The organism is Myceligenerans pegani (genome assembly GCF_014892515.1).
In the GTDB taxonomy this organism is placed as follows: Bacteria; Actinomycetota; Actinomycetes; order Actinomycetales; family Cellulomonadaceae; genus Myceligenerans; species Myceligenerans pegani.
On sequence record NZ_JADBGR010000056.1, the window covers coordinates 61,909 to 82,992 of the forward strand.

At 71.8% G+C, this 21,084-nt stretch carries 19 protein-coding genes and 1 tRNA gene; 10 read left to right on the forward strand and 10 right to left on the reverse strand.

Annotated features, from left to right (window positions below; translation table 11 throughout):
- Positions 1-4: 4 nt before the first annotated feature.
- From IIE03_RS05080 to IIE03_RS05095, 4 genes are all read right to left on the reverse strand, one after another.
- Positions 5-715, reverse strand: coding sequence for a TetR/AcrR family transcriptional regulator (locus tag IIE03_RS05080; RefSeq protein ID WP_192861668.1), 711 nt, complete (start codon positions 713-715; stop codon positions 5-7).
- 132 nt (positions 716-847) lie between these two features.
- The gene (locus IIE03_RS05085; protein ID WP_192861669.1) at positions 848-2,125 is read right to left on the reverse strand and encodes a uracil-xanthine permease family protein; all 1,278 of its coding nucleotides are present in this window, start codon (positions 2,123-2,125) and stop codon (positions 848-850) included.
- 212 nt (positions 2,126-2,337) lie between these two features.
- Positions 2,338-3,267, reverse strand: coding sequence for an LLM class F420-dependent oxidoreductase (locus IIE03_RS05090; RefSeq protein ID WP_192861670.1), 930 nt, complete (start codon positions 3,265-3,267; stop codon positions 2,338-2,340).
- Positions 3,268-3,437: 170 nt separating this feature from the next.
- Positions 3,438-4,061, reverse strand: a complete 624-nt coding sequence (locus IIE03_RS05095; RefSeq protein WP_192861671.1) for a mycothiol-dependent nitroreductase Rv2466c family protein — start codon at positions 4,059-4,061, stop codon at positions 3,438-3,440.
- Positions 4,062-4,233: 172 nt separating this feature from the next.
- Here IIE03_RS05095 and IIE03_RS05100 point away from each other — a divergent pair, with 172 nt between their 5' ends.
- Together IIE03_RS05100 and IIE03_RS05105 are read left to right on the forward strand one after the other, a co-directional pair.
- A complete protein-coding gene (locus IIE03_RS05100) occupies positions 4,234-4,407 on the forward strand; it encodes a hypothetical protein (protein ID WP_192861672.1) in 174 nt (57 codons plus the stop codon).
- A gap of 93 nt (positions 4,408-4,500) precedes the next feature.
- Positions 4,501-5,247 (forward strand): TetR/AcrR family transcriptional regulator, encoded by a 747-nt coding sequence (locus IIE03_RS05105; protein WP_192861673.1) that lies wholly within the window; start codon positions 4,501-4,503, stop codon positions 5,245-5,247.
- A 21-nt stretch (positions 5,248-5,268) separates the two neighbouring features.
- On the opposite strand, the gene IIE03_RS05110 is transcribed toward IIE03_RS05105, so the two are convergent.
- The gene (locus tag IIE03_RS05110) at positions 5,269-6,282 is read right to left on the reverse strand and encodes a LacI family DNA-binding transcriptional regulator (RefSeq protein ID WP_192861674.1); all 1,014 of its coding nucleotides are present in this window, start codon (positions 6,280-6,282) and stop codon (positions 5,269-5,271) included.
- Between the two features lie 104 nt (positions 6,283-6,386).
- A complete protein-coding gene (locus IIE03_RS05115) occupies positions 6,387-7,745 on the reverse strand; it encodes a glycoside hydrolase family 16 protein (protein WP_192861675.1) in 1,359 nt (452 codons plus the stop codon).
- A 168-nt stretch (positions 7,746-7,913) separates the two neighbouring features.
- Between IIE03_RS05115 and pnuC the strand changes: the two genes are divergently transcribed.
- From pnuC to IIE03_RS05145, 6 genes are all read left to right on the forward strand, one after another.
- Positions 7,914-8,612 (forward strand): nicotinamide riboside transporter PnuC, encoded by a 699-nt coding sequence (pnuC, locus tag IIE03_RS05120; RefSeq protein ID WP_192861676.1) that lies wholly within the window; start codon positions 7,914-7,916, stop codon positions 8,610-8,612.
- Between the two features lie 50 nt (positions 8,613-8,662).
- Positions 8,663-9,883: an acyl-CoA dehydrogenase family protein gene (locus IIE03_RS05125; RefSeq protein ID WP_192861677.1), complete on the forward strand. Its 1,221-nt coding sequence runs from the start codon at positions 8,663-8,665 to the stop codon at positions 9,881-9,883.
- 168 nt (positions 9,884-10,051) lie between these two features.
- Entirely contained in the window at positions 10,052-11,383 is a 1,332-nt protein-coding gene (locus IIE03_RS05130) for a glycosyltransferase 87 family protein (protein ID WP_192861678.1), read from the forward strand.
- Positions 11,384-11,494: 111 nt separating this feature from the next.
- The gene (locus IIE03_RS05135; RefSeq protein WP_318842812.1) at positions 11,495-12,586 is read left to right on the forward strand and encodes a glycosyltransferase family 4 protein; all 1,092 of its coding nucleotides are present in this window, start codon (positions 11,495-11,497) and stop codon (positions 12,584-12,586) included.
- Positions 12,587-12,588: 2 nt separating this feature from the next.
- Positions 12,589-13,824, forward strand: a complete 1,236-nt coding sequence (locus IIE03_RS05140) for a glycosyltransferase (RefSeq protein WP_192861680.1) — start codon at positions 12,589-12,591, stop codon at positions 13,822-13,824.
- Positions 13,821-14,801 (forward strand): SGNH/GDSL hydrolase family protein, encoded by a 981-nt coding sequence (locus IIE03_RS05145; protein WP_192861681.1) that lies wholly within the window; start codon positions 13,821-13,823, stop codon positions 14,799-14,801. Before IIE03_RS05140 ends, IIE03_RS05145 begins: the two co-directional genes overlap by 4 nt.
- Before the next feature lie 279 nt (positions 14,802-15,080).
- Here IIE03_RS05145 and IIE03_RS05150 read toward each other — a convergent pair whose 3' ends face one another.
- A complete protein-coding gene (locus IIE03_RS05150; protein WP_192861682.1) occupies positions 15,081-16,553 on the reverse strand; it encodes a glycoside hydrolase family 43 protein in 1,473 nt (490 codons plus the stop codon).
- Positions 16,554-16,693: 140 nt separating this feature from the next.
- Between IIE03_RS05150 and IIE03_RS05155 the strand changes: the two genes are divergently transcribed.
- Positions 16,694-16,781 (forward strand) — tRNA-Ser (locus tag IIE03_RS05155).
- Positions 16,782-17,171: 390 nt separating this feature from the next.
- On the opposite strand, the gene mgrA is transcribed toward IIE03_RS05155, so the two are convergent.
- The 3 genes from mgrA to IIE03_RS05170 all read right to left on the reverse strand — a co-directional run bounded on the left by mgrA (position 17,172) and on the right by IIE03_RS05170 (position 20,319).
- A complete protein-coding gene (mgrA, locus tag IIE03_RS05160) occupies positions 17,172-18,161 on the reverse strand; it encodes an L-glyceraldehyde 3-phosphate reductase (protein ID WP_192861683.1) in 990 nt (329 codons plus the stop codon).
- 205 nt (positions 18,162-18,366) lie between these two features.
- Positions 18,367-19,257, reverse strand: a complete 891-nt coding sequence (locus tag IIE03_RS05165) for a class I SAM-dependent methyltransferase (protein ID WP_192861684.1) — start codon at positions 19,255-19,257, stop codon at positions 18,367-18,369.
- Between the two features lie 177 nt (positions 19,258-19,434).
- Positions 19,435-20,319: a sigma-70 family RNA polymerase sigma factor gene (locus IIE03_RS05170; RefSeq protein ID WP_192861685.1), complete on the reverse strand. Its 885-nt coding sequence runs from the start codon at positions 20,317-20,319 to the stop codon at positions 19,435-19,437.
- 260 nt (positions 20,320-20,579) lie between these two features.
- On the opposite strand from IIE03_RS05170, the gene IIE03_RS05175 reads away from it, so the two are divergent.
- Positions 20,580-21,053 (forward strand): carboxymuconolactone decarboxylase family protein, encoded by a 474-nt coding sequence (locus IIE03_RS05175; RefSeq protein ID WP_192861686.1) that lies wholly within the window; start codon positions 20,580-20,582, stop codon positions 21,051-21,053.
- The last annotated feature ends 31 nt before the right edge of the window (positions 21,054-21,084 follow it).

The following is a 21,084-nucleotide window of genomic DNA, read 5'->3' on the forward strand; positions in this document are numbered from 1 at the left end:
GCGTTCAGGCCGACTCGGCTGCCGCCGTGCGGTCCGGCGGGTCGGTGACGTACATGAGGTAGTCGTCGAGCATGCGGCGAGTGGTAAGGAATCCCTCGGTGTACAGCTCGAGCAGGGGCAGGTAGCTCGCCGCCATGAACCTGTTGAGGATCGCCACGAGATCCGAGGGATCCTCCGGCGGGTCCAGGGTGACCTCGAGCAGCAGGGCACCCAGCGCGGAGAGGGTCAGGTAGCGCGCCCGAGCGGCCTCGTCGCGGCTGGGCACGGCGAGGCCGGTGGCGACGGCGTGCTCGGTGTACTGCACGGCGTCGCGGATCATGTGGTCGACGAACTCGCGGGCGAGGGCGCTGCCGTCCTGCATGGAGCGCAGGACGTAGCCCAGGATCGGGGCGTTCTCCTCGGCGGACGCGAAGGTCTGCAGGAAGTTGCCGCCGGCCGCGGCGTGGTCGATGTTCTCGTTCTTCAGCTCGCGGATCCGAGCGAGGACGTGCTCGTCGCACAGCTCGCGGAGCGCGTCCTTCGAGCCGAAGTGGTGCATCACCAGGCCCGGGCTGACCCCGGCGTCCTTGGCGATCGCGCGCACCGACGCGCCGAACCCGTCGGTGGCGAAGCGCAGCACGGCGGCATCGCGAATGCGCGCCCGCGCGGTCTGGTCCGCGACGGGCGTCCGGTCCCGCCCCGTGGGGCGCTCCTCGGCTGAACGCACGTTCAACATGCTACACACGCGTTCAGTCGCGAGGGAAGACCTTTTCGCGGGGCGAGGTCCGGCCGCCGCCGAGCAGCTATTCCTGCCAGGCATCGGTCGATCAGAACGAACCGACCGATTGTTCGGCGGCCAGACGTACCACTACCCCCGCAGCCGCTCGATCAGCCGCATGCCGTGGTAGATCGCCAGCGCCGCCGCCGTGCCCAGCGCGATGCCCTCGAACCGCAGGTCCCCCGCGATCCACGTGTAGTTCGCGATCCCGATGATCAGCGGCACGGCCGCGGTCGTGAGGTTGACCGGATCGGAGAAGTCCACGCGGTTCTGCACCCAGATCCGCGCGCCGAGGATGCCGATCATCCCGTAGAGCATCGTGGTGACCCCGCCGAGGACGCCGTCCGGCACGGAGTTGATCACCGCGCCGAACTTGGGCGACAGGCTCAGCACCAGCGCGCCGGCGGCCGCGACCCAGTAGGCGGCCGTGGAGTAGACCCGTGTGGCGGCCATGACGCCGATGTTCTCCGCGTACGTTGTCGTACCGGAGCCGCCGCCCAGGCCGGCGAGCGTCGTCGCGACGCCGTCGGCCAGCAGCGCGCGGCCGGTGACGCCGTCGAGGTTCTTCCCCGTCATCGCGGCGACCGACTTCACGTGCCCGACGTTCTCGGCCACGAGCACGAGAACCACCGGAAGGAACAGACCCAGCACCGCCGGATCGAACGACGGCGCCGTGAACCTCGGCAGCCCGAACCACGCCGCCTCCCCGATGGGCGCGAGGTCCACCTCGCCCCGCACCGCCGCGAACCCGTAGCCGATGACGACGCCGAGCAGGATCGACAGTCGCCCGAGGATGCCCTTGAAGAGCACCGAGATCACGATGACCGAGGCCAGCGTCACCACGGCCGTCAGCGGTGACGCCTGGAATCCCGAGCAGGCGCCACCCTCGTCGCACGTGCCCCACGCCGCCGGCGCCAGGTTCAGCCCGATGAGCGCCACGATCACGCCCGTCACGACCGGCGGCATGACCGCGTCGATCCAGCGCGCCCCCGCCAGGTGCACCGCGGCGCCCACCGCCGCGAGCAACACTCCCGTCACGAGGATGCCGCCGACGGCGACCGACTGCCCGCCCGACGCCGTCGCCGCCCCGATCGGGGCGATGAACGCGAAGCTGGAACCGAGGTAGCTCGGCAGCCGGTTCCCGGTGATGAGCAGGAACCCCACCGTGCCGATCGCCGAGAAGAACAGCGTCGCGGCCGGGTCGAACCCGGTCAGCACGGGGACCAGGAAGGTGGCGCCGAACATCGCGACCACGTGCTGCAGGCCGATACCGACCGTCCGGGGCCAGCTCAGCCGCTCACCGGGCGCCACGGCCTCCCCTGGCGCGATCCGCGCGCCGTCCCCGTGCACCGTCCACCCGAGCTTCATGCGGCCCTCTTCTCTCGTCGCCAGGACCGCTCCGCCCGGTCGGTCATGGTGCGACCGACCGGCCGTGCGATCGGTCCTGTTCGGGTGATCGGCAGAACGATCTGCCGTTCACCCGAACACGGACCGATCGGCCGGCGCTCCTGAGGTTCGGAGCGGATCGTAGTGGACGACGACGGTCACGCGGCGCGCTGCCGGGCCACGCGCGGGCGCGCTCAGTCGAGCTGGGGGCGCACCTCGCGGGCGATGAGGTCGAGGTGGTCCAGATCCTTCAGGTCCAGGACCTGGAGGTACACCCGGGACACCCCTGCCTTCTCCAGGGCCCGCAGCCGGTCCGCGGCCTCGGCGACGGTCCCCGCGACGCCGTGCTCGCGGAGCTCCGCGGGCTCACGGCCGATCGCGGCGGCGCGCTTCGCGAACTCGGCCTCGTCGGCGCCGACGGCCACCACGAGCGCGGCGGACTGGACCATCGAGTCGGCGCCACGACCGGCGTCGGACAGCGCCTGCTCGATGACCTTGATGCGCGGGCCGATCGTGTCGATCTCGGGGAACGCCTGGTTGTACTCGTCGGCGAAGCGTGCGGCGAGTGCCGGGGTCCGCCTCGGCCCGCCGCCGCCGACGATCACCGGGATGCAGTCCTGCACGGGCTTGGGCAGCGCGGGCGAGTCGGTGAGCGTGTAGTGCTCGCCGGCGTGGGAGAACGTCTCGCCCTGGGGCGTGCCCCAGAGCCCGGTGACGACGGCGAGCTGCTCCTCGAGGATGCCGAACCGCTTGTCGGGGAACGGGATCCCGTAGGCGGCGTGCTCGGCGCCGAACCAGCCGGTGCCGAGGCCGAGCTCGACCCGCCCGCCCGACATCTGGTCCACCTGTGCGACCTGGATGGCGAGCACGCCGGGGTGGCGGAACGTCGCGGACGAGACGAGCGTGCCGAGCCGGACGGTCTCGGTCTCGCGGGCGAGGCCGGCGAGGGTGGTCCAGGCGTCGGTGGGGCCGGGCAGACCGTCGGCGCCGCCCATCGCGAGGTAGTGGTCGGAGCGGAAGAACGCGCTGAAGCCGAGCTCCTCGGTCGCCTTGGCGACGGCGAGCTGGTCGTCGTACGACGCGCCCTGCTGGGGTTCCGTGAAGATGCGCAGATCGAGGCTCATGTCTCCAACAATGTCATCGGGGCGGGAAACGTTCCGACATGTTTCCGGTGGCTTCACGGGAGGCCGAAGCGTCGGCAACCACTCGGGGCCGGCCGGGGCCGCCCGCAGTGGTCCGCAGCCGTCCGGACCGCCGCCCGACGCCGTGTCCCGGCCGCCCCGGCCCGTGACGTTCAGTCGAAGTTCAGCGACCCCGACCGTGTCCGCTTCAGCTCGAAGAAGTCGGGGTACGAGGCGAGCGCCACCGCGCCGTCGAACAGGCGCACCGCGTCCTCGCCGCGCGGTATGGACTGCAGCACCGGCCCGAAGAACGCGACTCCGTCGACATGGATGGTCGGGGTGCCGACGTCGTCGCCCACGGGCTTCATGCCGGCCTCGTGCGAGGCCGCGAGCGCCTCGTCGTACGCGTCGGACCCGGCCGCCTCTGTGAGTGCCGCGGGCAGCCCGGCCTCGGCGAGGGCCTCGGCGGTCACGGCCGCGAAGTCCTTGTCGCGTGCCTGGTGGATGCGCGTGCCGGCGGCGGTGTAGAAGGCCGCGAACGCCTCGGCGCCGTGGTCGGTCTGGACGGCGCAGGCGACGCGGCCGATGCCGCGTGAGCGGTCCATGAGCGCCCGGTAGTCGGCGGTGACGTCGCGGTCCTTGTTGAGCAGGTAGAGGCTCATGAGCTTGAAGGTGAGGTCGACGTCCCGATGCCGGGCGACCTCGAGCGCCCAGCGCGAGGTGATCCAGGCGAACGGGCACACCGGGTCGACGTACACGTCGACGACGGGTGCGGGGTTCGTGGTGGTCTCGGTCATACCTACGACCCTATGCCGCCTGTCCGACATCGCCGTCCACCCGGCCGCCCACCCGACACCGCCGCCCACCCGACGCCTGCCTGCGTCCGACGGCGCCCGGCGTCGGCATCCGTCCGCACGACGCCCGCCGCCGCGGGACCGCCGGGTCCCGGACTCCGCTACGGTGAGCACCATGCGGTGGTCGAGCCTGTTCACGGTCGTCGGCGGGGTCGTGGTGGCGATCGCCGGGTTGTTCGGGCTCCTCTCGGGGCACCCGTGGGCGGCCTTGCCGCTGGTCCTGGGATCCGCCATCGCGCTGCGCGAGGTGCGCTATCTCCAGCGGCTCCGCGACGGCAAGATCCGGTAGACGCGGCGCGAGAGGGCAGTGTTCTCGCGCTCCGCGGCGACCCCCACGGCTGCGGCGCCTCGCCTGTCGGACTCTGGCGGTAACCTGCCGTGCATGACAGCGGTCCGACCTCACACGCACGCTCAGGCGGTTGACGCCGCGGTCGACCTCTTCACCCGGCAGGGCTACGAGAAGACCACCGTCGAGGAGATCGCGGACGCGGCCCAGGTGAGCCGGGCGACGTTCTTCCGGCGGTACCGGTCGAAGGAGGACGTCGTGTTCGCCGACCACGAGCTCCTCCTCGAGGAGGTGGTCGTGATGCTGGCCGCCACCCGCCCGGAGGCCCGTGCGAGCGAGGAGGCCGGGGGCGACGTCGGGCACGGCTGGGACCCGGAGGTGGGGCCGTACCTCGAGGTGTGCCGGGCGGCGCGCATGGTCTTCGACCATCACGTGGGTCAGCGCGAGACGTCGCTGGCCCGGTACGCGTTGCTGCAGCAGGTGCCGGCGCTGCGGGACCGCGAGCTGGTCACGACGCACCGCTACGAGCGCGCGTTCACGCAGTACCTGCGTGACACGCTTCCGTCGGACCGGTCGAACACGACCGCGTCGATCGCGTTCGCGGCGTCGGTGGTGGCGGTGCACAACGCGATCCTGCGGCGCTGGCTGCGCAACCCCTCCCTGGATCTGCGCCCCGACCTCGAGGAGGCGTTCGCCGATCTGCGCCGCGCCGTCGTGGTGAGCAAGGGCGGCGCGGTGCCGGACGCGGACGCCAATCCCCGGCGCCGGATCGTGGTCACGGTTCTCGACGGCGAGACGGCGCCCGACGACGTCGCCCGCGCGGTCCGCGACGCGCTGGGCTGACGGCCGGGCACGGACGGCGGCTCACGCCGACTCGCGGAGCACCAGTTCCGTGGGGAGGACGAGCGCCGGGTCGATGTCCTCGCCCGACGCCAGCTTCAGGATCTGCTGCGCGAGCATGCGGCCGATCTCGTGGATCGGCTGCCGGACGGTGGTGAGCGGCGGCTCGGTGGAGCGCGCCGCGGTGGCGTCGTCGAACCCGATGACGGCGACGTCCTCCGGCACCCGGCGACCTGCCTGGCGGAGCGCGCGCAGTGCGCCGTCGGCCATGAGGTCGGAGGCCACGAACACGGCGTCGATCGCGGGCTCGTCGTCGAGGAGCCGGCGCATGCCGGCCGTGCCGGACTCGCGCGTGAAGTCGCCGATCTCCACGAGCGACCGCAGGCCGGCGGCACCGAGGGCGTCGCGGTACCCGGCGAGCCGGTCGATGCCCGCGACCATGTCCTGCGGGCCGGCGATGGTGGCGACACGTCTCCGCCCCTGGGCCAGGAGGTGCTCGACGGCGGCCTTGACGCCGCCCGCGTGGTCGACGTCGATGTAGGGGACGGCGTTGTCGGCGAGCGGGCGGCCGCTGGCGACCACGGGGACGCCCATGGCGGCGAGCTCTCCCGGGAACGGGTCCGCCCCGTGCAGGGACGCGAGGATGACGCCGTCCACGGTCCGGCCGCGGATGTAGCGCATGATCCGGTGGTGGCTCGCGGGGGTCGAGGCGAGCAGGAGGACGAGTTGTTTGTCCGCGGCTTCGAGCTCCTGCCCGATACCGCGCAGGATGCCGGTGAAGAAGGCGTCGTCGGAGAACATCCGTGCCGCGGGCTCCGGCACGACCAGGGCGATCGAGTCCGTACGGCGCGAGACGAGGCTGCGCGCGGCCGGGTTGGGCACGTATCCGAGCTGGTCGACGGCCCGGTCGACCGCCTCGCGCACCCCCGGCGTCACCCCGGCGGACCCGTTGATCACGCGGGACACGGTCGCGCGCGAGACGCCCGCCAGGCGCGCCACCGTCTCGAGTGTGGGGCGTACGGCCTGCGTGTCGCGCATGGCTCTCCTTCATGGGCCGGATGCGGCTCCGGTTCGTGGAGTGTCGTTCCGCGGCGGGCGGCCACGTGGCCACCCGCCGCGGTTCCGCTGAGCGTGGAGGACACTCAGTGGCTGAACGTGAACCAGTTGACGTTCACGAAGTCGGCCGGCTGGCCGGAGGTGAAGCGCAGGTACACGGTATGCACACCCGTGGTCGGCGCGATGTTCGCGGGCACGGTCCGCCAGGACTGCCAGCCGCCGGTGTTCGCGACGGCGAAGCTGCCGATCGGCTCGGCGTTCACGTCGTCGAGCCGTACCTCGACGAGGCCGCTGATCCCGGAGCCCGCACCGGAGGCAACGCGCGCCGAGAACGTGTTCGCCGCCGTCGCGCCGAAGTCCACGCCGTCGAACCGGATCCAGTCGCCGTTCGCGGCCCAGCCGACGTTCTCGCCACCGCCCGCGTCCGACGTCGTCTCCGTCTGGACGCCCGACTGGGCGTCGTAGTGCTCGGCCTGGATCGTCGAGTAGGCGTCGTGGTCACCCGGCGGGGGCGTCGTCGGATCCGGGTCGGGGTCACCGCCCTCCGACTCGTACACGGCCACGTAGTCGACGAGCATCGGCACGCCCGAGGCCGTGGCCGCCGTCGGGAGGCCGGGCCAGTCGCCGCCGACCGCCACGTTGAGGATGATGAAGAAGCCGTGGTCCGTGGCGTTGCTCCAGGTGGTCGCGTCGACGTCGGTCTCGTCGACCGTGTGGAAGAGGTTGCCGTCGAGGTACCAGCGCAGCTGCTCGACCGAGCCGCTGCGGTCCCACTCCATGCGGTACGTGTGGAACGCGGACTGGCAGGTCGACACCTGGCACGTGGTCGATCCGCCGAGGCCGATCGTCTCGTTGCAGGGGCCGCCCGGGGACGTGCCGCAGTGCAGCGTCGCGAACACCTCGTTGGTGCCGTTGACGTTCTCGAGGATGTCGATCTCGCCGACGCCCGGCCAGTTCCAGTAGTTGCCCCGGAACGGCTCGCCGAGCATCCAGAAGGCCGGCCAGATCCCCTGGGCGGCCTCCCCGGTGACGTCGGGCACCTGGATACGGCCCTCGACGCGCAGTACGCCGCCCTCCGCGGGCTCGAAGTCGCTGCGGACGGTCTCGATGCGCCCGGACGTCCAGTTGCCGGCGGAGTCGCGCAGCGGCCGGATCGCGAGGTTGCCGTTGCCGTCCTGGTAGACGTTCTGCGTGCTGTCGGTGTGGTAGGCGATCTCGCCCGTGCCCCAGTTCGCGGGGCCGCCGGGGTAGGAGTGGCCGATGTCGTAGATCCAGTCGGTCGTGTCGAGGCCGGTTCCGGCGGGACCGTCGAAGTCGTCGCTCCAGACCAGGGACCAGCCGTCGGGCGACGGGACGGCCGCCTGGGTGGTCAGTGCCGCGAGGGGGCCGATCGCGAGGGCGGCGATGCCGACGGCCACGGCCGTGATCCTGTGGCGGGTTCTCATGGTGACTCGCTTTCCGTCGTCGGGACGAGTGAGGTTGCGTCGTTGCAATCTTGAGAACGCTCTCAAGCCCAGTGTGACCCGTAGGCCACGGCTACCACAAGAGCTTCTGCCCAGCCGATGAGAGCGATCTCAACACCGCCTCGCGCCGGGGCGTGCCATCCTTCTCGCATGGACGTGATCCGCTGGCTGTTCGACGCCACCTTCAGCATCGGTGACCAGCAGCTCCTGTGGCGCGAGGTGATCGGCAACGCCTTCGGGCTGGCGTCGGCGCTCGGCGGGATGCGGCGCAAGGTGTGGGCGTGGCCGGTCGGCATCGTCGGGAACGTGCTGCTGTTCACGGTCTTCCTGGGTTCCTGGTTCGGCGAGACCTCGCGCGCCGACATGCTCGGGCAGGCGGGACGGCAGGTCATGTTCATCGCCGTCTCCGTCTACGGCTGGTACCGCTGGCGGGAGACCCGCCGTCGCGCCGCGGACCTGCGCGCGGACGGCAAGGTCCCCGCCGACGACGGCGCCGCCGTGCACCCGCGCTGGGCGTCGTGGTCCGCGCGTCTCGGCCTGGTCGTGACACTGGTCGGCGGCACGCTGCTGCTGACCCCGCTGTTCCGGGCGCTGGGCTCGTTCGAGCCGGTCTGGGCCGACGCCTGGATCTTCATGGGCTCGCTCCTGGCCACCTACGGCATGGCGAAGGGCTGGGTCGAGTTCTGGCTGATCTGGGTCGCGGTCGACGTCGTCGGCGTGCCGCTCCTGCTGAGCGCCGGCTACTGGGCCACCGCCGCGATGTACGTGTTCTACGGCGGGTTCACGCTGGTCGGCTTCTTCGTCTGGTGGCGCGTCCAGCGCCGGGAACGGGTCGCGACCCCCGCGTGAGACCCCGTATCGCTTGACGTGAGATTCGGTACCGGAGCACGATGGTCCGCATGACTCAGACTCCCGGGGTGACGGCGCCCGCCTACGACCTGTCCCAGCCGCTCGACATCGACTTCGCCGGGGCGTTCGCCGACGCCACCGAGGAAGAACGTGCCCACCAGCACAAGGTCCGGACGTTCGTGCAGGAGGAGGTCCTGCCGGTCATCGCCGACTACTGGGAGCGCTACGAGGTCCCCATGGACCTGGTCAAGCGCCTCGCCGATCTCGACCTGCTGCGCGACGGCGTGGACGTGCCGGGCCTCCCGCACGTCACCCCGTATGCCGAGGGTCTGGCCGCGATGGAGATGTCGCGCGGCGACGGCTCGGTGGCCACGATCTGCGGTGTGCAGGGCGGGCTGGCGCTGCAGTCCATCGTCATGCTCGGCTCGGACGAGCAGATCGAGAAGTACGCCGGCCCGATGGCGCGCGGCGAGATCCTCGGCGCGTTCGGCCTCACCGAGCCGACGCACGGCTCCGACTCGGTCGCCCTGGAGACGACGGCGGTCGCCGCCACCCGCGACGGCGTCGAGGGGTACCTCATCAACGGCGAGAAGAAATGGATCGGCCTCGGCTCGACGGGCGACATCACCGTGGTGTGGGCCCGCGGCGAGGACGGCCAGGTCCACGGCTACATCGTGCCCCAGGACAGCCCCGGCTACGAGGCCACCACGATCCAGGGCAAGGTCTCGCTGCGTGCCATCCACCAGGCGCACATCGTCCTGAACGACGTGTTCGTGCCGGCGGAGAACCTGCTGCCGAAGGCGCGCTCCTTCAAGGACACCGGCCGCGTGCTGTTCGCGACGCGCCTGGGCGTCGCGTGGTCCGCCGTCGGGCACGCCGTCGCGTGCTACGAGGCCGCGGTCGCGTACTCCAAGCAGCGCGTGCAGTTCGGGCGGCCGCTCGCCGCGAGCCAGATGATCCAGGAGCGCCTGACCCAGATGCTCTCGATCCTCACGCAGATCCAGCTGCTGGTGAAGCAGATGACACGGCTGGCCGAGACCGGCGAGCTGACCGGCCCGCAGGCGTCGATGGCCAAGTACTCCTGCACGCGCGGCGCACGCCAGATCGCGCAGATCGCCCGCGACATGATGGGCGGCAACGGCATCCTGCTGGAGAACCGCGTGGCGCGCCACTTCGCCGACATCGAGGCCCTGCACACCTACGAGGGCACCGAGAGCATGCAGGCGCTGATCGTGGGCCGCGAGATCACGGGCGTGAGCGCGTTCGCCTGAGCGATTCGCCGACGACGGCGGTCGCGGGTGGCCCCCCACGCGAGGGCCGCCCGTGACCCACGAGCCCGCCCGGCGCACCGCCGCGCCGTCCGGCCGCACCTCGCCGCCGTCCCGGTGGACCGATTCGGGCACCACATCCCCGGAGCGATCGGTGCAAGGATGTGAGCCGTGCTGACCGACGCCCGCCCCGTCCGCGTCCTGACCCGTGCCCTGCTCTCCCCGTGGGCCATCGCCGTCGCCTTCGTCGCCGCCCACGCCTGGCTCATCCGGGAGGCGTGGGTCTGGGAGCCGCAGATCTTCGGCGACGTCGCGCTCTACGAGTGGTGGGCCCGCCAGGGCATGGACGGCGGGCAATGGCCGGTCTTCGACTACCCGTGGGTGTATCCGGTCGCCGCGCTCCTCGCGATCGCGCCGCCCGCCTGGCTCTCGCACGACACGGTCGGATACGAGTGGGTATGGCTCGGCCTGGTCGTCACGCTCAACGCCGTCGCCACGGTCTTCCTGGCGCGCGCCCGCCCCCGCGGACGCGTGGCCGCCTGGTTCTGGCTGATCTTCCTCGTGGCGCTCGGCCCGATCTTCCTGGGCCGCCTCGACGGCGTGATCGCCCCGATCATCCTGGTCGCGCTGGTGATCGCGGCCCGGCATCCCGCGACGGCGATGACGCTGGCGACGATCGGCGCCTGGATCAAGATCGCGCCGGGCGCGGTGGCCGTCGCGATCGCCGCGACGTCGGACAGCCTGTACAAGTTCGCGCGCAACGTCGTGCTGCCGGGTGCGCTGGTGAGCGCCGTCGTCCTCGGCTGGGCCCTCGCGGGCGGGAGCGGTGGCCGCGTGCTCGACGTGTTCGGCGAGCAGAGCGACCGCAACCTGCAGGTCGAGTCGGTCGGCGCCACGCCCTTCCTCCTCGTCGGCATGGACGGCCCGAGGTACGACCCGGCCTGGAACGACGAGATCTACACCTACGAGGTGCTCGGCTCGGCGCCGCGGAGCGTGGCCGAGGCGCTCGACGTCGCGCTGATCGTCGTCGTCGGCCTGGTCGCGGTGCTGGCGGCGTTGGCGGTACGACGGCGGCCGGAACGCGTCCAGGACGTCCTCCTCCTGACCGCGGCCGCCGAACTGTTCGCGCTGATCGTGTTCAACAAGGTGGGCTCGCCCCAGTTCATCGCCTGGCTCGGCCCGCCCGTCGCCGCCGCCGTCGCCCTCTACGGCCGCGACGCCACCGAGGCGCGGCGCACCTGGCTGCCCCCCGCGCTCGGGCTCGTCGTCACCGCATATCTCACGAAGATGATCTTTCCTGCCCATTACGGGGAATTTCTCGGGGGTTTCCCTGAAATGACCCTGGTGGGGGCGGTGCGGAACGCCCTTCTCGTGGCACTCTTGCTGGGAGCGGTTGTGCGACTGGTTCAGATCGCGGCCGCGGCAGACCGGCGGGACGTTCCGGTTCCGGCGGGGGCTTCCGCGGACGCCCCGGCGTTGCAGAAGGAGCAAGATGACACGTGACGTTTGCCGACACTCCGCCCCTAGGCTCCTGACGCGTCACCAAATGATGGTCGAGTGTCTACCGTGCGTGTAGCTATCGTCACAGAGTCGTTTCTCCCGCAGGTCAACGGGGTGACCAACTCCGTGCTGCGGGTACTCGAGCATCTTGAGCAGCGTGGCGACGAGGCCATGGTGCTCGCTCCCGACGCCGACAGCGGCGCCGTACCGCCCTTCGTCAGCGGGGCGCCCGTCGTCGAGCTCGGCTCCATCGGCTTCCCCGGCTACCCCGACGTCCGCCTCGTGGTCGGCAAGAAGTGGCGCACGGAACGTACGCTCGCGGCGTTCGCGCCCGACGTCGTCCACCTGGCCTCCCCGTTCATCCTCGGCTGGCGCGGCATGCTCGCGGCCGAGCGGATGGGCCTGCCGACCGTCGCGGTCTACCAGACCGAGGTGCCCGGCTACGCGTCGCGCTATGGGCTGGGCTCCTTCGAGCCGCTCCTGTGGAAGCGGGTCAAGGACCTGCACGAGAAGGCCACGCTCAACCTCGTGCCCTCGACCGCGACGATGCGGCAGCTCGCGGCCCGCGGCATCCCGAACATGCGCCTGTGGGGACGCGGTGTGGACACGACGTCGTTCCACCCGCGGTTCCGCGACGAGCGCTGGCGCCGTGCCGTCGGCGGCCGCAAGGAGGTGCTGGTCGGGTACGTCGGGCGGCTCGCCGCGGAGAAGCAGGTCGAGGCGCTCAGCGTGCTGAAGGACCTGCCGAACGTGCGACTCGTGATCGTCGGTGACGGCCCCGAGCGGGAGGCCCTGCACCACCTGTTGCCGACCGCGCACTTCACGGGCCTCCTGCGGGGCCAGGAACTGGCCCGCGCCATGGCCAGCCTGGACGTGTTCGTGCATCCCGGCGAGCTGGAGACCTTCGGCCAGACCCTCCAGGAGGCACACGCCAGCGGTGTCCCCGTGGTGGCACCGGCCGCCGGCGGACCACTGGACATCGTGCGGCACTCGCACGACGGATGGTTGTACGCTCCAGGTGACCACAAGGCACTGCGGCGACACGTGGCCGATCTCGTGGGCGACGAGCGCAAGCGGATCGCGTTCGGGACAGCGGCCCGCGAGCGCGCCGAGGGCCGCACCTGGCACGACATCTGCGAAGAGCTCGTGCACCACTACGAAGACGCGATCCGGGTCCATGAAAGGGCAGGATCGGCGGAGGTCTGACCGTGCGCATCGTCCACATCGCGAACTTCTACGGTCCGCGCTCCGGCGGGATCCGGACCGCGATGCACGCGATGGCCGGGCAGTACCGGAAGCACGGGCACGAGCCCGTGCTCGTGGTCCCCGGCGAGCACGATTCGGTGTCGCACGTGGACGGCGTGCGGCTCATCACTGTCGCCGCGCCCCGCGCGCCGTTCTCCGGCGGCTACCGCGTGGTGGTCCGGCCCCGGAAGGTCCGCCGGCTCCTCGAGGCGCTCGAACCGGACCGCCTGGAGGTCTCCGACCGCACCACCCTGACCGGGATCGGCGACTGGGCCAGGACCGAGGGTGTGCCGTCCCTCGCCATGCTGCACGAACGGATCGACGGCGTGCTGCGGTCCTGGGTCCCCGGACACGGCCCGGACGGCCGCATCGCCTCGCTCGGGGCCGCGACCGCGCCGCGGTTCGCCGACCGTTACAACCTCGCCACCCTGCCGAAGTTCGACCGGCTCGTCGCCACCACCGAGTTCGCCGCCGGCGAGGTCGAGCGGCTGCGCCGGCGTTCGCGGAACGAGGCGCTGCCGCCGCTGGTCCGGGTCCCGCTCGGCGTCGACCTCGAGATGTTCCGGCCGGACCGGTACGACGACGCCTTCCGGGAGCAGTACGCCCCGCCCGGTACCACGCTGATCGTCACCGCCAGCCGGATCTCGCAGGAGAAGCGCGTCGACCTCGCCGTCGACGCGGCGGCCCAGGTGATGCGCGACGGGCGCCCGGTACGCCTCGTCGTCGCCGGAGCGGGACCGCTGCTGCCGAAGGTGCGCGACCGTGCCGCCGCCGCCGGGCTGCCGCACAAGTTCCTCTCGTTCGTCCCGGACCGCACGCGCCTCGCGACCCTGCTGAGCTGCGCCGACGTCGTCGTCGCGCCGGGGCCCATCGAGACGTTCGGCCTGGCCGCGCTCGAGGCACTGGCCTCGGGCACGCCCGTGGTGTGCTCCGCGACGAGCGCCCTGCCGGAGATCGTCGGCCCGGCGGGTGCGGCCGCCGCGCCCGAGCCGGCCGCGCTCGCGCTCGCGATCCACGACGTGCTGGACCGCGACCCGGTCGCCCGGCGCGCGGCGGCGCGGGGCCGCGCGGAGTTGTTCCCCTGGGCCGCGACGGGCGAGGCCATGCTCGCCCTGCACCACAAGCCGTCCTTCGAAGACATGGGCTCACTCACCGGCACGGCGGCCGACGGTGTCGTGATGGCCGGGTCACCGTCATGACCGCCGGGCCTGCGGTCGCGGTCGCGCTGGGTGACTCGATCACCGTGGGCGTGGGCGACACCGTCGGGCCCGACGCCCGGCACGGCGCGGGCTGGGCCGCGCACCTCGCCACCGTCCTGCGGGTCGGGAGATTCCGGAACCTGGCGAGCAACGGATCGCGCGCCCGCGACGTCGTCGGCGGTCAACTCACCGAGGCCCTCCGGCTCCGGCCCGCACTCGCGACCGTGCTGGTGGGCGGGAACGACGTGCTGCGCAGCGACTTCTCCCCGCGGGAGATCGAGAGCGCCCTCGCCCGGACGGTCGGCGCGCTGGCGAGCACCGGGAGCGACGTCATCCTCGTGCGGCTGCCCGTGATCGGCCTGTTCGAACTGGCGCCGCGCGCCGTTCGGCGGGTGATGCGACGGCGGGTCGCCGTGGTCAACGCGGCGGTCGACGCCGCCGCTGCCGCCGCCCGGCAGGAGCCGGGACGCGTGATGGTGGTCGACGGCGCCGAGGCGATCGAGTCCGCCGGCGCGGGCGCCTGGCACATCGACCGGGTGCATCCGTCGCCGGCGGGGCACCGGAAGCTGGCGCTGGAGGTGGCGAGGGCATGGCTCGAGGAGGCGCCGCGAACAGGCTCGGCGATCGCCACGCAGGGCGGGGGTGCGCCGTCGGAGGCGCTGTCGGCCGGGGCGGCGGCGTCGGCGCCCGCACGGTCCGAGGCTGTCTCCGAGGTCGCGCCGCCCCTGGCCGCGCTGGCGGCCCGACTGCCCTCGGCACCCGACCCGCCGTCCTGGTGGCAGCGCGCCGGGTGGCTCGTGGTCAAGGGCATCCCGTGGACCTGGCGCCGCGGCGGGGACTTCCTCCCCGGTCTGATCCGCGCGGTCGTGTCGGACCTCCGGTCGGACCAGATGATGTCCCCCGGCTCGGCGATCGCCGGGATCGCGGACTCCGGCCTGGACCCCCGGAAGCGGATGAAGCGCCGCGGTCCCGCATGAGCTTTCCCGCACTCGCACGAGCCTTTCGCGCATCGGCCGGGAGGTTCCGGCGCCAACCTCATGCCTGCGCAGCCGCCCTCATGCCTGCGCAGCTGACCTCGCGCCGACGCGGAAGGCCTCGGCGCGCTCCAGCGCTGAGGCCTCCGCTTGCGCTCAGCGCGACGGACTGCGCGTCCTTGGTCAGGGGGGACCACGTCCCCGCCGACGCGGTCCCCCACAGACCTCACGCGAACGGCTCGACCGCCTGGGGGTGCGGTCGAGCCCTTCGTCGCACTGGGGTCAGCGCTTCCCGCCGCCCGGCCTCGTGACCGTGAGCGTGACCAGGTCACTCGTCTCGCTGCCGTGGGCGTTGGTGGCCGTGGCGCGCACGAGCAGACCGTCGGTGTCCGGCGTCGCGCGGAGGGTGAGCGTGGACGCGCCGTCCGCCGAGGTCGTCGGCCGGACCTTCGCGGGTGCGCGCCAGGTGGCGCCGTCGTCGTCGGACACCTCCCAGAGGACGAGCGGGCGCGGGGAACCCGCGGCAGTGGCGGTGAACGACACCTTCCGGCCGATCCGGGCGGACGCGTCCGCCGGGGCGACGGTCAGGGTGGCGGGGTCGACGGTCATGTCGACGACGGGCCAGCCGTCGATCCAGTAGAGACGCTGCAGGCCGAGAGTCGGGAAGTAGGGGATGTCCTCGTTGGCGGCGTCGTAGTAATGGAATGCGAGGACGTCGTCGTACACGGACTGGCCGCCCGGACCGACGATCGCGCCGTGGGTGTCGAGCAGGATCGTTCCGCCGCCGCCGAACATGTCGCGGCCGTCCTTGTCCAGGTAAGGGCCGGTCACGTCGCGGGAGCGGCCGACGGCCACCTTGTAGGTGCTGTCGCCGCCGGCGCAGCAGCGGTCGAAGGAGACGAACAGGTAGTACCAGCCGTCACGCTCGTAGACGTAGGGCGCCTCGACGGGGTTGCCGGGCTGGAAGCGGTCGACGAGGTGGACGGCGTCGGCCAGGGCTCCGTCGACCGGCTTGCCGCTGGGCCAGGAGATCTCGACGAGGAAGATGCCGTACCAGTAGGAGCCGATCGCCATGTAGGGCGTGCCGTCCGCGCCGGTGACGATGCCGGCGTCGATGGCGTTGAAGGCCTTGCCGTTCTCGATCTCCTGCGGGGAGGAGATCACGGCGCCCTGGTCGACCCACTCGTAGTCGGGGTCGTCGGGGTTCAGCGTGGTGTTCGTGGCCAGGGCCGTGACGCTGTTGTTGGTGCCGAAGCGGCTGGCCGAGTAGTAGAGGTAGTAGGTGCCGTCGTGCTCGTGGACCTCCGGGGCCCAGAGGTTGCCGGGGAGGTCGCCGTCGGAGAAGTGCTCGTCGATCCACGCGGGGATCTCGTCCCAGACCGTGCCCTCGTAGGCCCAGGTGACGCCGTCGTCGTGCGAGGACCAGACCTGGATGGTGCCGCCGTTCTCGCGGTTGACCAGGCCCGTGGAGTAGACGTACCAGGTGCCGGTGCGCTCGTCGACGATCAGGGCGGGGTCGTGGATGGGGGAGGTGTCGCCGGTCACGGTGATGCCGCCGATGGGTGGGGCGGGGGTGTTCGTCGTGGCTGCGGAGGTGGTGGCGATGGTGGTCGCGCCGAGGGCGGTCGCGGTGGACGTGTTCGCTGCGGCCGAGTTGTCCGCGGGGGCGCTGCTGGCCGGTGCGACCGGCGCGAGCAGCAGGAGCCCGGCTGCGAGGGCGGCCGCGGTGCGACCGGCGAGGCGGGGACGTGCCATGGTGGTTCCTCTCGATGTACAACGTTGTAAATCGCTGCTGGCGATGACATTAGCCAGCCGGATCCGACGGGTCAAGGTATCGATTGGGCGATCGCGGGTGAGAGCCGGTATGCTGCTACGGCCCGCTCCGGCGGGCACCAGGTAGCGTGTCCGAGCGGCCTAAGGAGCACGCCTCGAAAGCGTGTGTGGGTTAACAGTCCACCGTGGGTTCAAATCCCACCGCTACCGCGTTCGGCGAGAGGCGAGGTGTGCCCACAATGTGGGCCACCTCGCCTCCGTCATTTTCTTGTGGGGGCGGAGCCCCCACACCCCGCCCCGGCGACAGGCGGCGTGTGCTCTCTACGAGAGCCGCGTCGCCTCCGTCATTTCTTATGGGGGCGGAGCCCCCACACCCCGCCCCGGGGGCACGCCCCCGGACCCCCGTCGGGGTGCCTTGAGTCTGCGCGCCAGATCGGCTGAGTGCTGTCCTGCGCCCAGCTCCGGCGCGCGCCCTCGTCATGAGGTGCCCGCCGGGAGGCCATCACCTGCGCATGACTGACGACCACGTCATTTTGTGTGGTGGTCACGGTCCCATCACACGAAATGGCGGTGGTCGTCAGTCATGCGCGACGGCTTGAGTCAGCCCACCGCGTGTTCGTCGATCGCGGCGAGTTCGTCGTCGGTGAAGACCGGGCCACTCAGGGCGCCGAGGTTGTCCTCGAGTTGGGTGACGCTGCTGGCGCCGATGATGACGCTGGTCATGCGCTCGTCCCGGAGCGCCCAGGCCAGGGCCATCTGGGCGAGGCTCTGGCCGCGCTCGGCGGCGATCGCGTGCAGGGCCCTGACCCGGGCGAGCTTGGTCTCGTCGATCTGGTCCCTCACCCACTCGTACTGGGCCGCCCGCGAGTCGGAGGGGATCCCCTTCAGGTACCGGTCGGTCAGCATGCCCTGGGCCAGCGGGCTGAAGACGATGCAGCCGGCGCCGACGTCCTCCAGCGTGTCCAGCAGGCCGTCGCGCTCGGTCCAGCGGTTGAACATCGAGTACGACGGCTGGTTGATCAGCAGTGGGGTGCCCAGGTCGGACAGGATCGCCGCGGCGCGGCGCACCCGTTCGGCGTCGTAGTTCGACACCCCGACGTACAGGGCTCTCCCCGACCGCACGATGTGGTCGAGCGCGGCCATCGTCTCCTCGAGGGGCGTGTCCGGGTCGGGCCGGTGGTGGTAGAAGACGTCCACGTAGTCCAGGCCCATGCGGCGCAGGGACTGGTCGAGCGAGGCGACCAGGTACTTGCGCGACCCGAAGTTCCCGTAGGGGCCCGGCCACATGTCGTAGCCGGCCTTGGAGGAGATGATCAGCTCGTCGCGGAAGGGCCGGAAGTCGGCCGCGAGGTGGCGGCCGAAGTTCTCTTCGGCGGCGCCGTAGGGCGGACCGTAGTTGTTGGCCAGGTCGAAGTGGGTGACGCCGAGGTCGAAGGCGCGGCGGAGGATGTCGCGCTGGGTCTCCATCGGGCGGTTGTGGCCGAAGTTCTGCCACAGGCCGAGCGAGATCGCGGGAAGCGCGAGGCCGCTGCGGCCGGACCGGCGGTACTGCATGGAGTCGTAGCGGGCGTCTGCGGGGAGGTAGGTCATGCCAGCGCCTCCTGGGCGACGACGCCTGGGCGGAGAGCGGACAGGGGTTCGGGGAGGGGCTTCACCATGGTGCTCGTTTCTCTCGTCGCGCCAGCGCGGCGGTACCGCGGCCATCGCATGCAAGGGGCCGTCTGCATTATCCAGGAGTTCACCCGGAGGTGATGGCTCTCGATCAAGGCGACTGCGGCCCTCGCGGACCGACCCGTCAGGGCTCAGGTAGCTGGAAGTGCCAGATGACCAAGCTCGGGTGGCTGCCCGCCGCTCGCAGCGCCGAGGGCAGGTACGCCATCAGGGACCACGGCCAGTCCTGCCAGCCGCCGATCTCCGGCGCGGGATCGGGCAGCGGACCGTCGTGCCAGGCACCGCGCGGCTCCTCGCACCGCCGGACCTGGAGGCCGACGCTCAGGGCCGCGCGCAGGTAGTCGCCGAGATCGTGGCGGTGGGTGGTGACGATGAGCGGCTCGCCCGCCGGGCCGGTCGCCTTGATCACGGAGCCCCGGGTGACGAGTTCGTGGTGCACGTCCGAGATGACCAGGTCCCCGCCGGGGCGCAGCACGCGCGCGAACTCCGCCAGCACGGGCTCCAGGCGGGACACGTGGACGAGAGCGAGTGCGCAGACGATGACGTCCACCGAGTCGTCGGCCAGCGGCAGCGCGTTCAGCTCCCCGACGTGGAACTCGCCGTCGGGCACACGTCGGCGCGCGTGGGCGAGCATGTCCGGCGAGCTGTCGACGCCGATGACCCGGTGCCCACGCTCGGCGAGGAATTCGGCGAAGCGGCCGGTCCCGCAGGCGGCGTCGAGCGCCACGCCGGGTTCCCGACCGTTGAGGTACTCGGCGACGACGGGCTCGTCCATGTCGAACAGCCCGCCGCCGGCGTTCGCGTCGTAGTCGGCGGACTGCTGCCGGTAGGCGGTCACGGTGCCGGCCCACTCGGCGTGCACGCCGCGGTCCCGCAGCTTCTCGTCGTCCAGGAGCCGCCGGATCTCGGCCAGCCGCGCCTCGGTGAATTCGCGGTCGTGCTCTCCGGCCCACGCGTCCAGCAGCGCGATGCCTTCGAGGCCGAGCAGGTAGGCCAGCGGGTCCTGATAGATCACGAACGCCGAGCGTACGGAGCACCGAGGCGCCTGGCCACGGATTTCCGGCCGGCACGTGGCACGGGAGTCCGAGCCGTCGTCGTGCTCGCACGGTCGCGTCCGTCGAGGTACTCCCCCGCGACGCGCTCGGCGACGTCGAACGGCCGCGACCGGTCCAGCGATCCGTACGAGTCGGCGTCACACGTCGAGCAGGGCCAGCCCCAGCCCGCGGATCAGCTCTGGATCGGTGTACGCGTCCAGCGCGGTGATCCGCCCGTCCTCGACGGTGAAGACCATGACGCTCGGCGGTGCCGCGGCGGTGGCGCCGATGGCGCCGATCCTGTCGCCGACCCGGACGAGCTGCCCGGTCTCGGCCACGGACGAGAAAGCGATCGCGCGGCCCGCGATGTTGGCGGCGCCGCGGATGGTCAGGCAGACGTCGTCGCTGTGGGTACGGAGCGTGATGTCGGGGTCGAGGAGGGCCACGAGGGCCTCGAAGTCGCCCTCGCGGGCGGCCGCGGTGAACGCCTCGGCCAGGTGACGCTGCGCGGCGATCTCCCGGCTCGGCGGCTCGGGAGTGCCGCGCACCCGACGTCGGGCACGGCTGGCCAGCTGACGAGCGGCGACCGGGGAACGATCCACGATGCCGGCGATCTGGTCGAACGGAACGCCGAACATGTCGTGCAGGACGAACGCGAGCCGCTCGGCCGGGTCGAGCGTCTCCAGGACCACCAGCAGCGCCACGCCCACCGAGTCGGCCAGGAGCGCCGCCTCCTCCGGATCGGTGGGCGCGGGCGGGGCCGGCAGCTCGGCCGCGGCCTCGGGGATCGGCTGCTCCCGCTTGGCCTTGCGCGACCGCAGCTGGTCCAGGCAGACCCGCCCGACGACAGTGGTCAGCCAGCCGCTCAGGTTCTGGATCTCCGACGACTCGGTGGCGGCCAGTCTGAGCCACGCCTCCTGCACGGCGTCCTCGGCCTCGGCGGTCGAGCCGAGCATCCGATGGGCGACCGCGACCAGGCGCGGACGATCCTCCTCGAAGCGGTCCGCGAGCCAGCGGTCTTCCGTCTCGACCTTGTCGTCCATGCCGTTCTCCCTCGTCGTACCGGCTGTCTCGCCGGGTGAGCCGCTCCCGGGTGGCCCGCCTCGGTACGCGGACCGCCCCGGACACTCCCCGCGGAGCGCGGCGCGTCACCCGTCTGTACTCATGACGGTTCGCCACCCGCGATTGTGACCGTGCCCCGCACCCGGCACCGTCCTGTGACCCCGGACACACCCGGTCACATCCCCGTCGCGGCATCCGTCACCCCGACGAAACCACGACCACGAGAACGAAGGACACCACCATGGAACCGCGCTTCAACTTCTTCGCCAGCCCGCTCGCCGCGAAGATCGTCAAGCACCTGAACTCCGCCGTCAAGGCCACCGAGGCCGCCGGCCTGGCTCCCGAGATCCCGAACCTGGTGCTCCTGCGGGCCAGCCAGATCAACGGCTGCGGCTTCTGCACGGACATGCACTACAAGGACGCCGTCCACGCCGGCGAGGACCCGGTGCGCCTCAACATGGTCGCCGCCTGGCACGAGGCCACCGTCTTCACCGACGCCGAGCGCGCCGCCCTCGCCCTGACCGAGGAAGGCACCCGCATCGCCGACGCCCGGACCGGCGTGGACGACGACGTGTGGGAGTCCGCCCGCAAGCAGTTCTCCGACGCCGAGCTCGCCGGCCTCATCTCCGTCATCGCGGTCATCAACGCCTACAACCGCCTCAACGTCCTGGCCGGCACCCCGGCGGGCAGCTACCAGCCGGGCCAGTTCGCCTGACACCGGGACACCGGAGAGCTCCCGCCCGGCG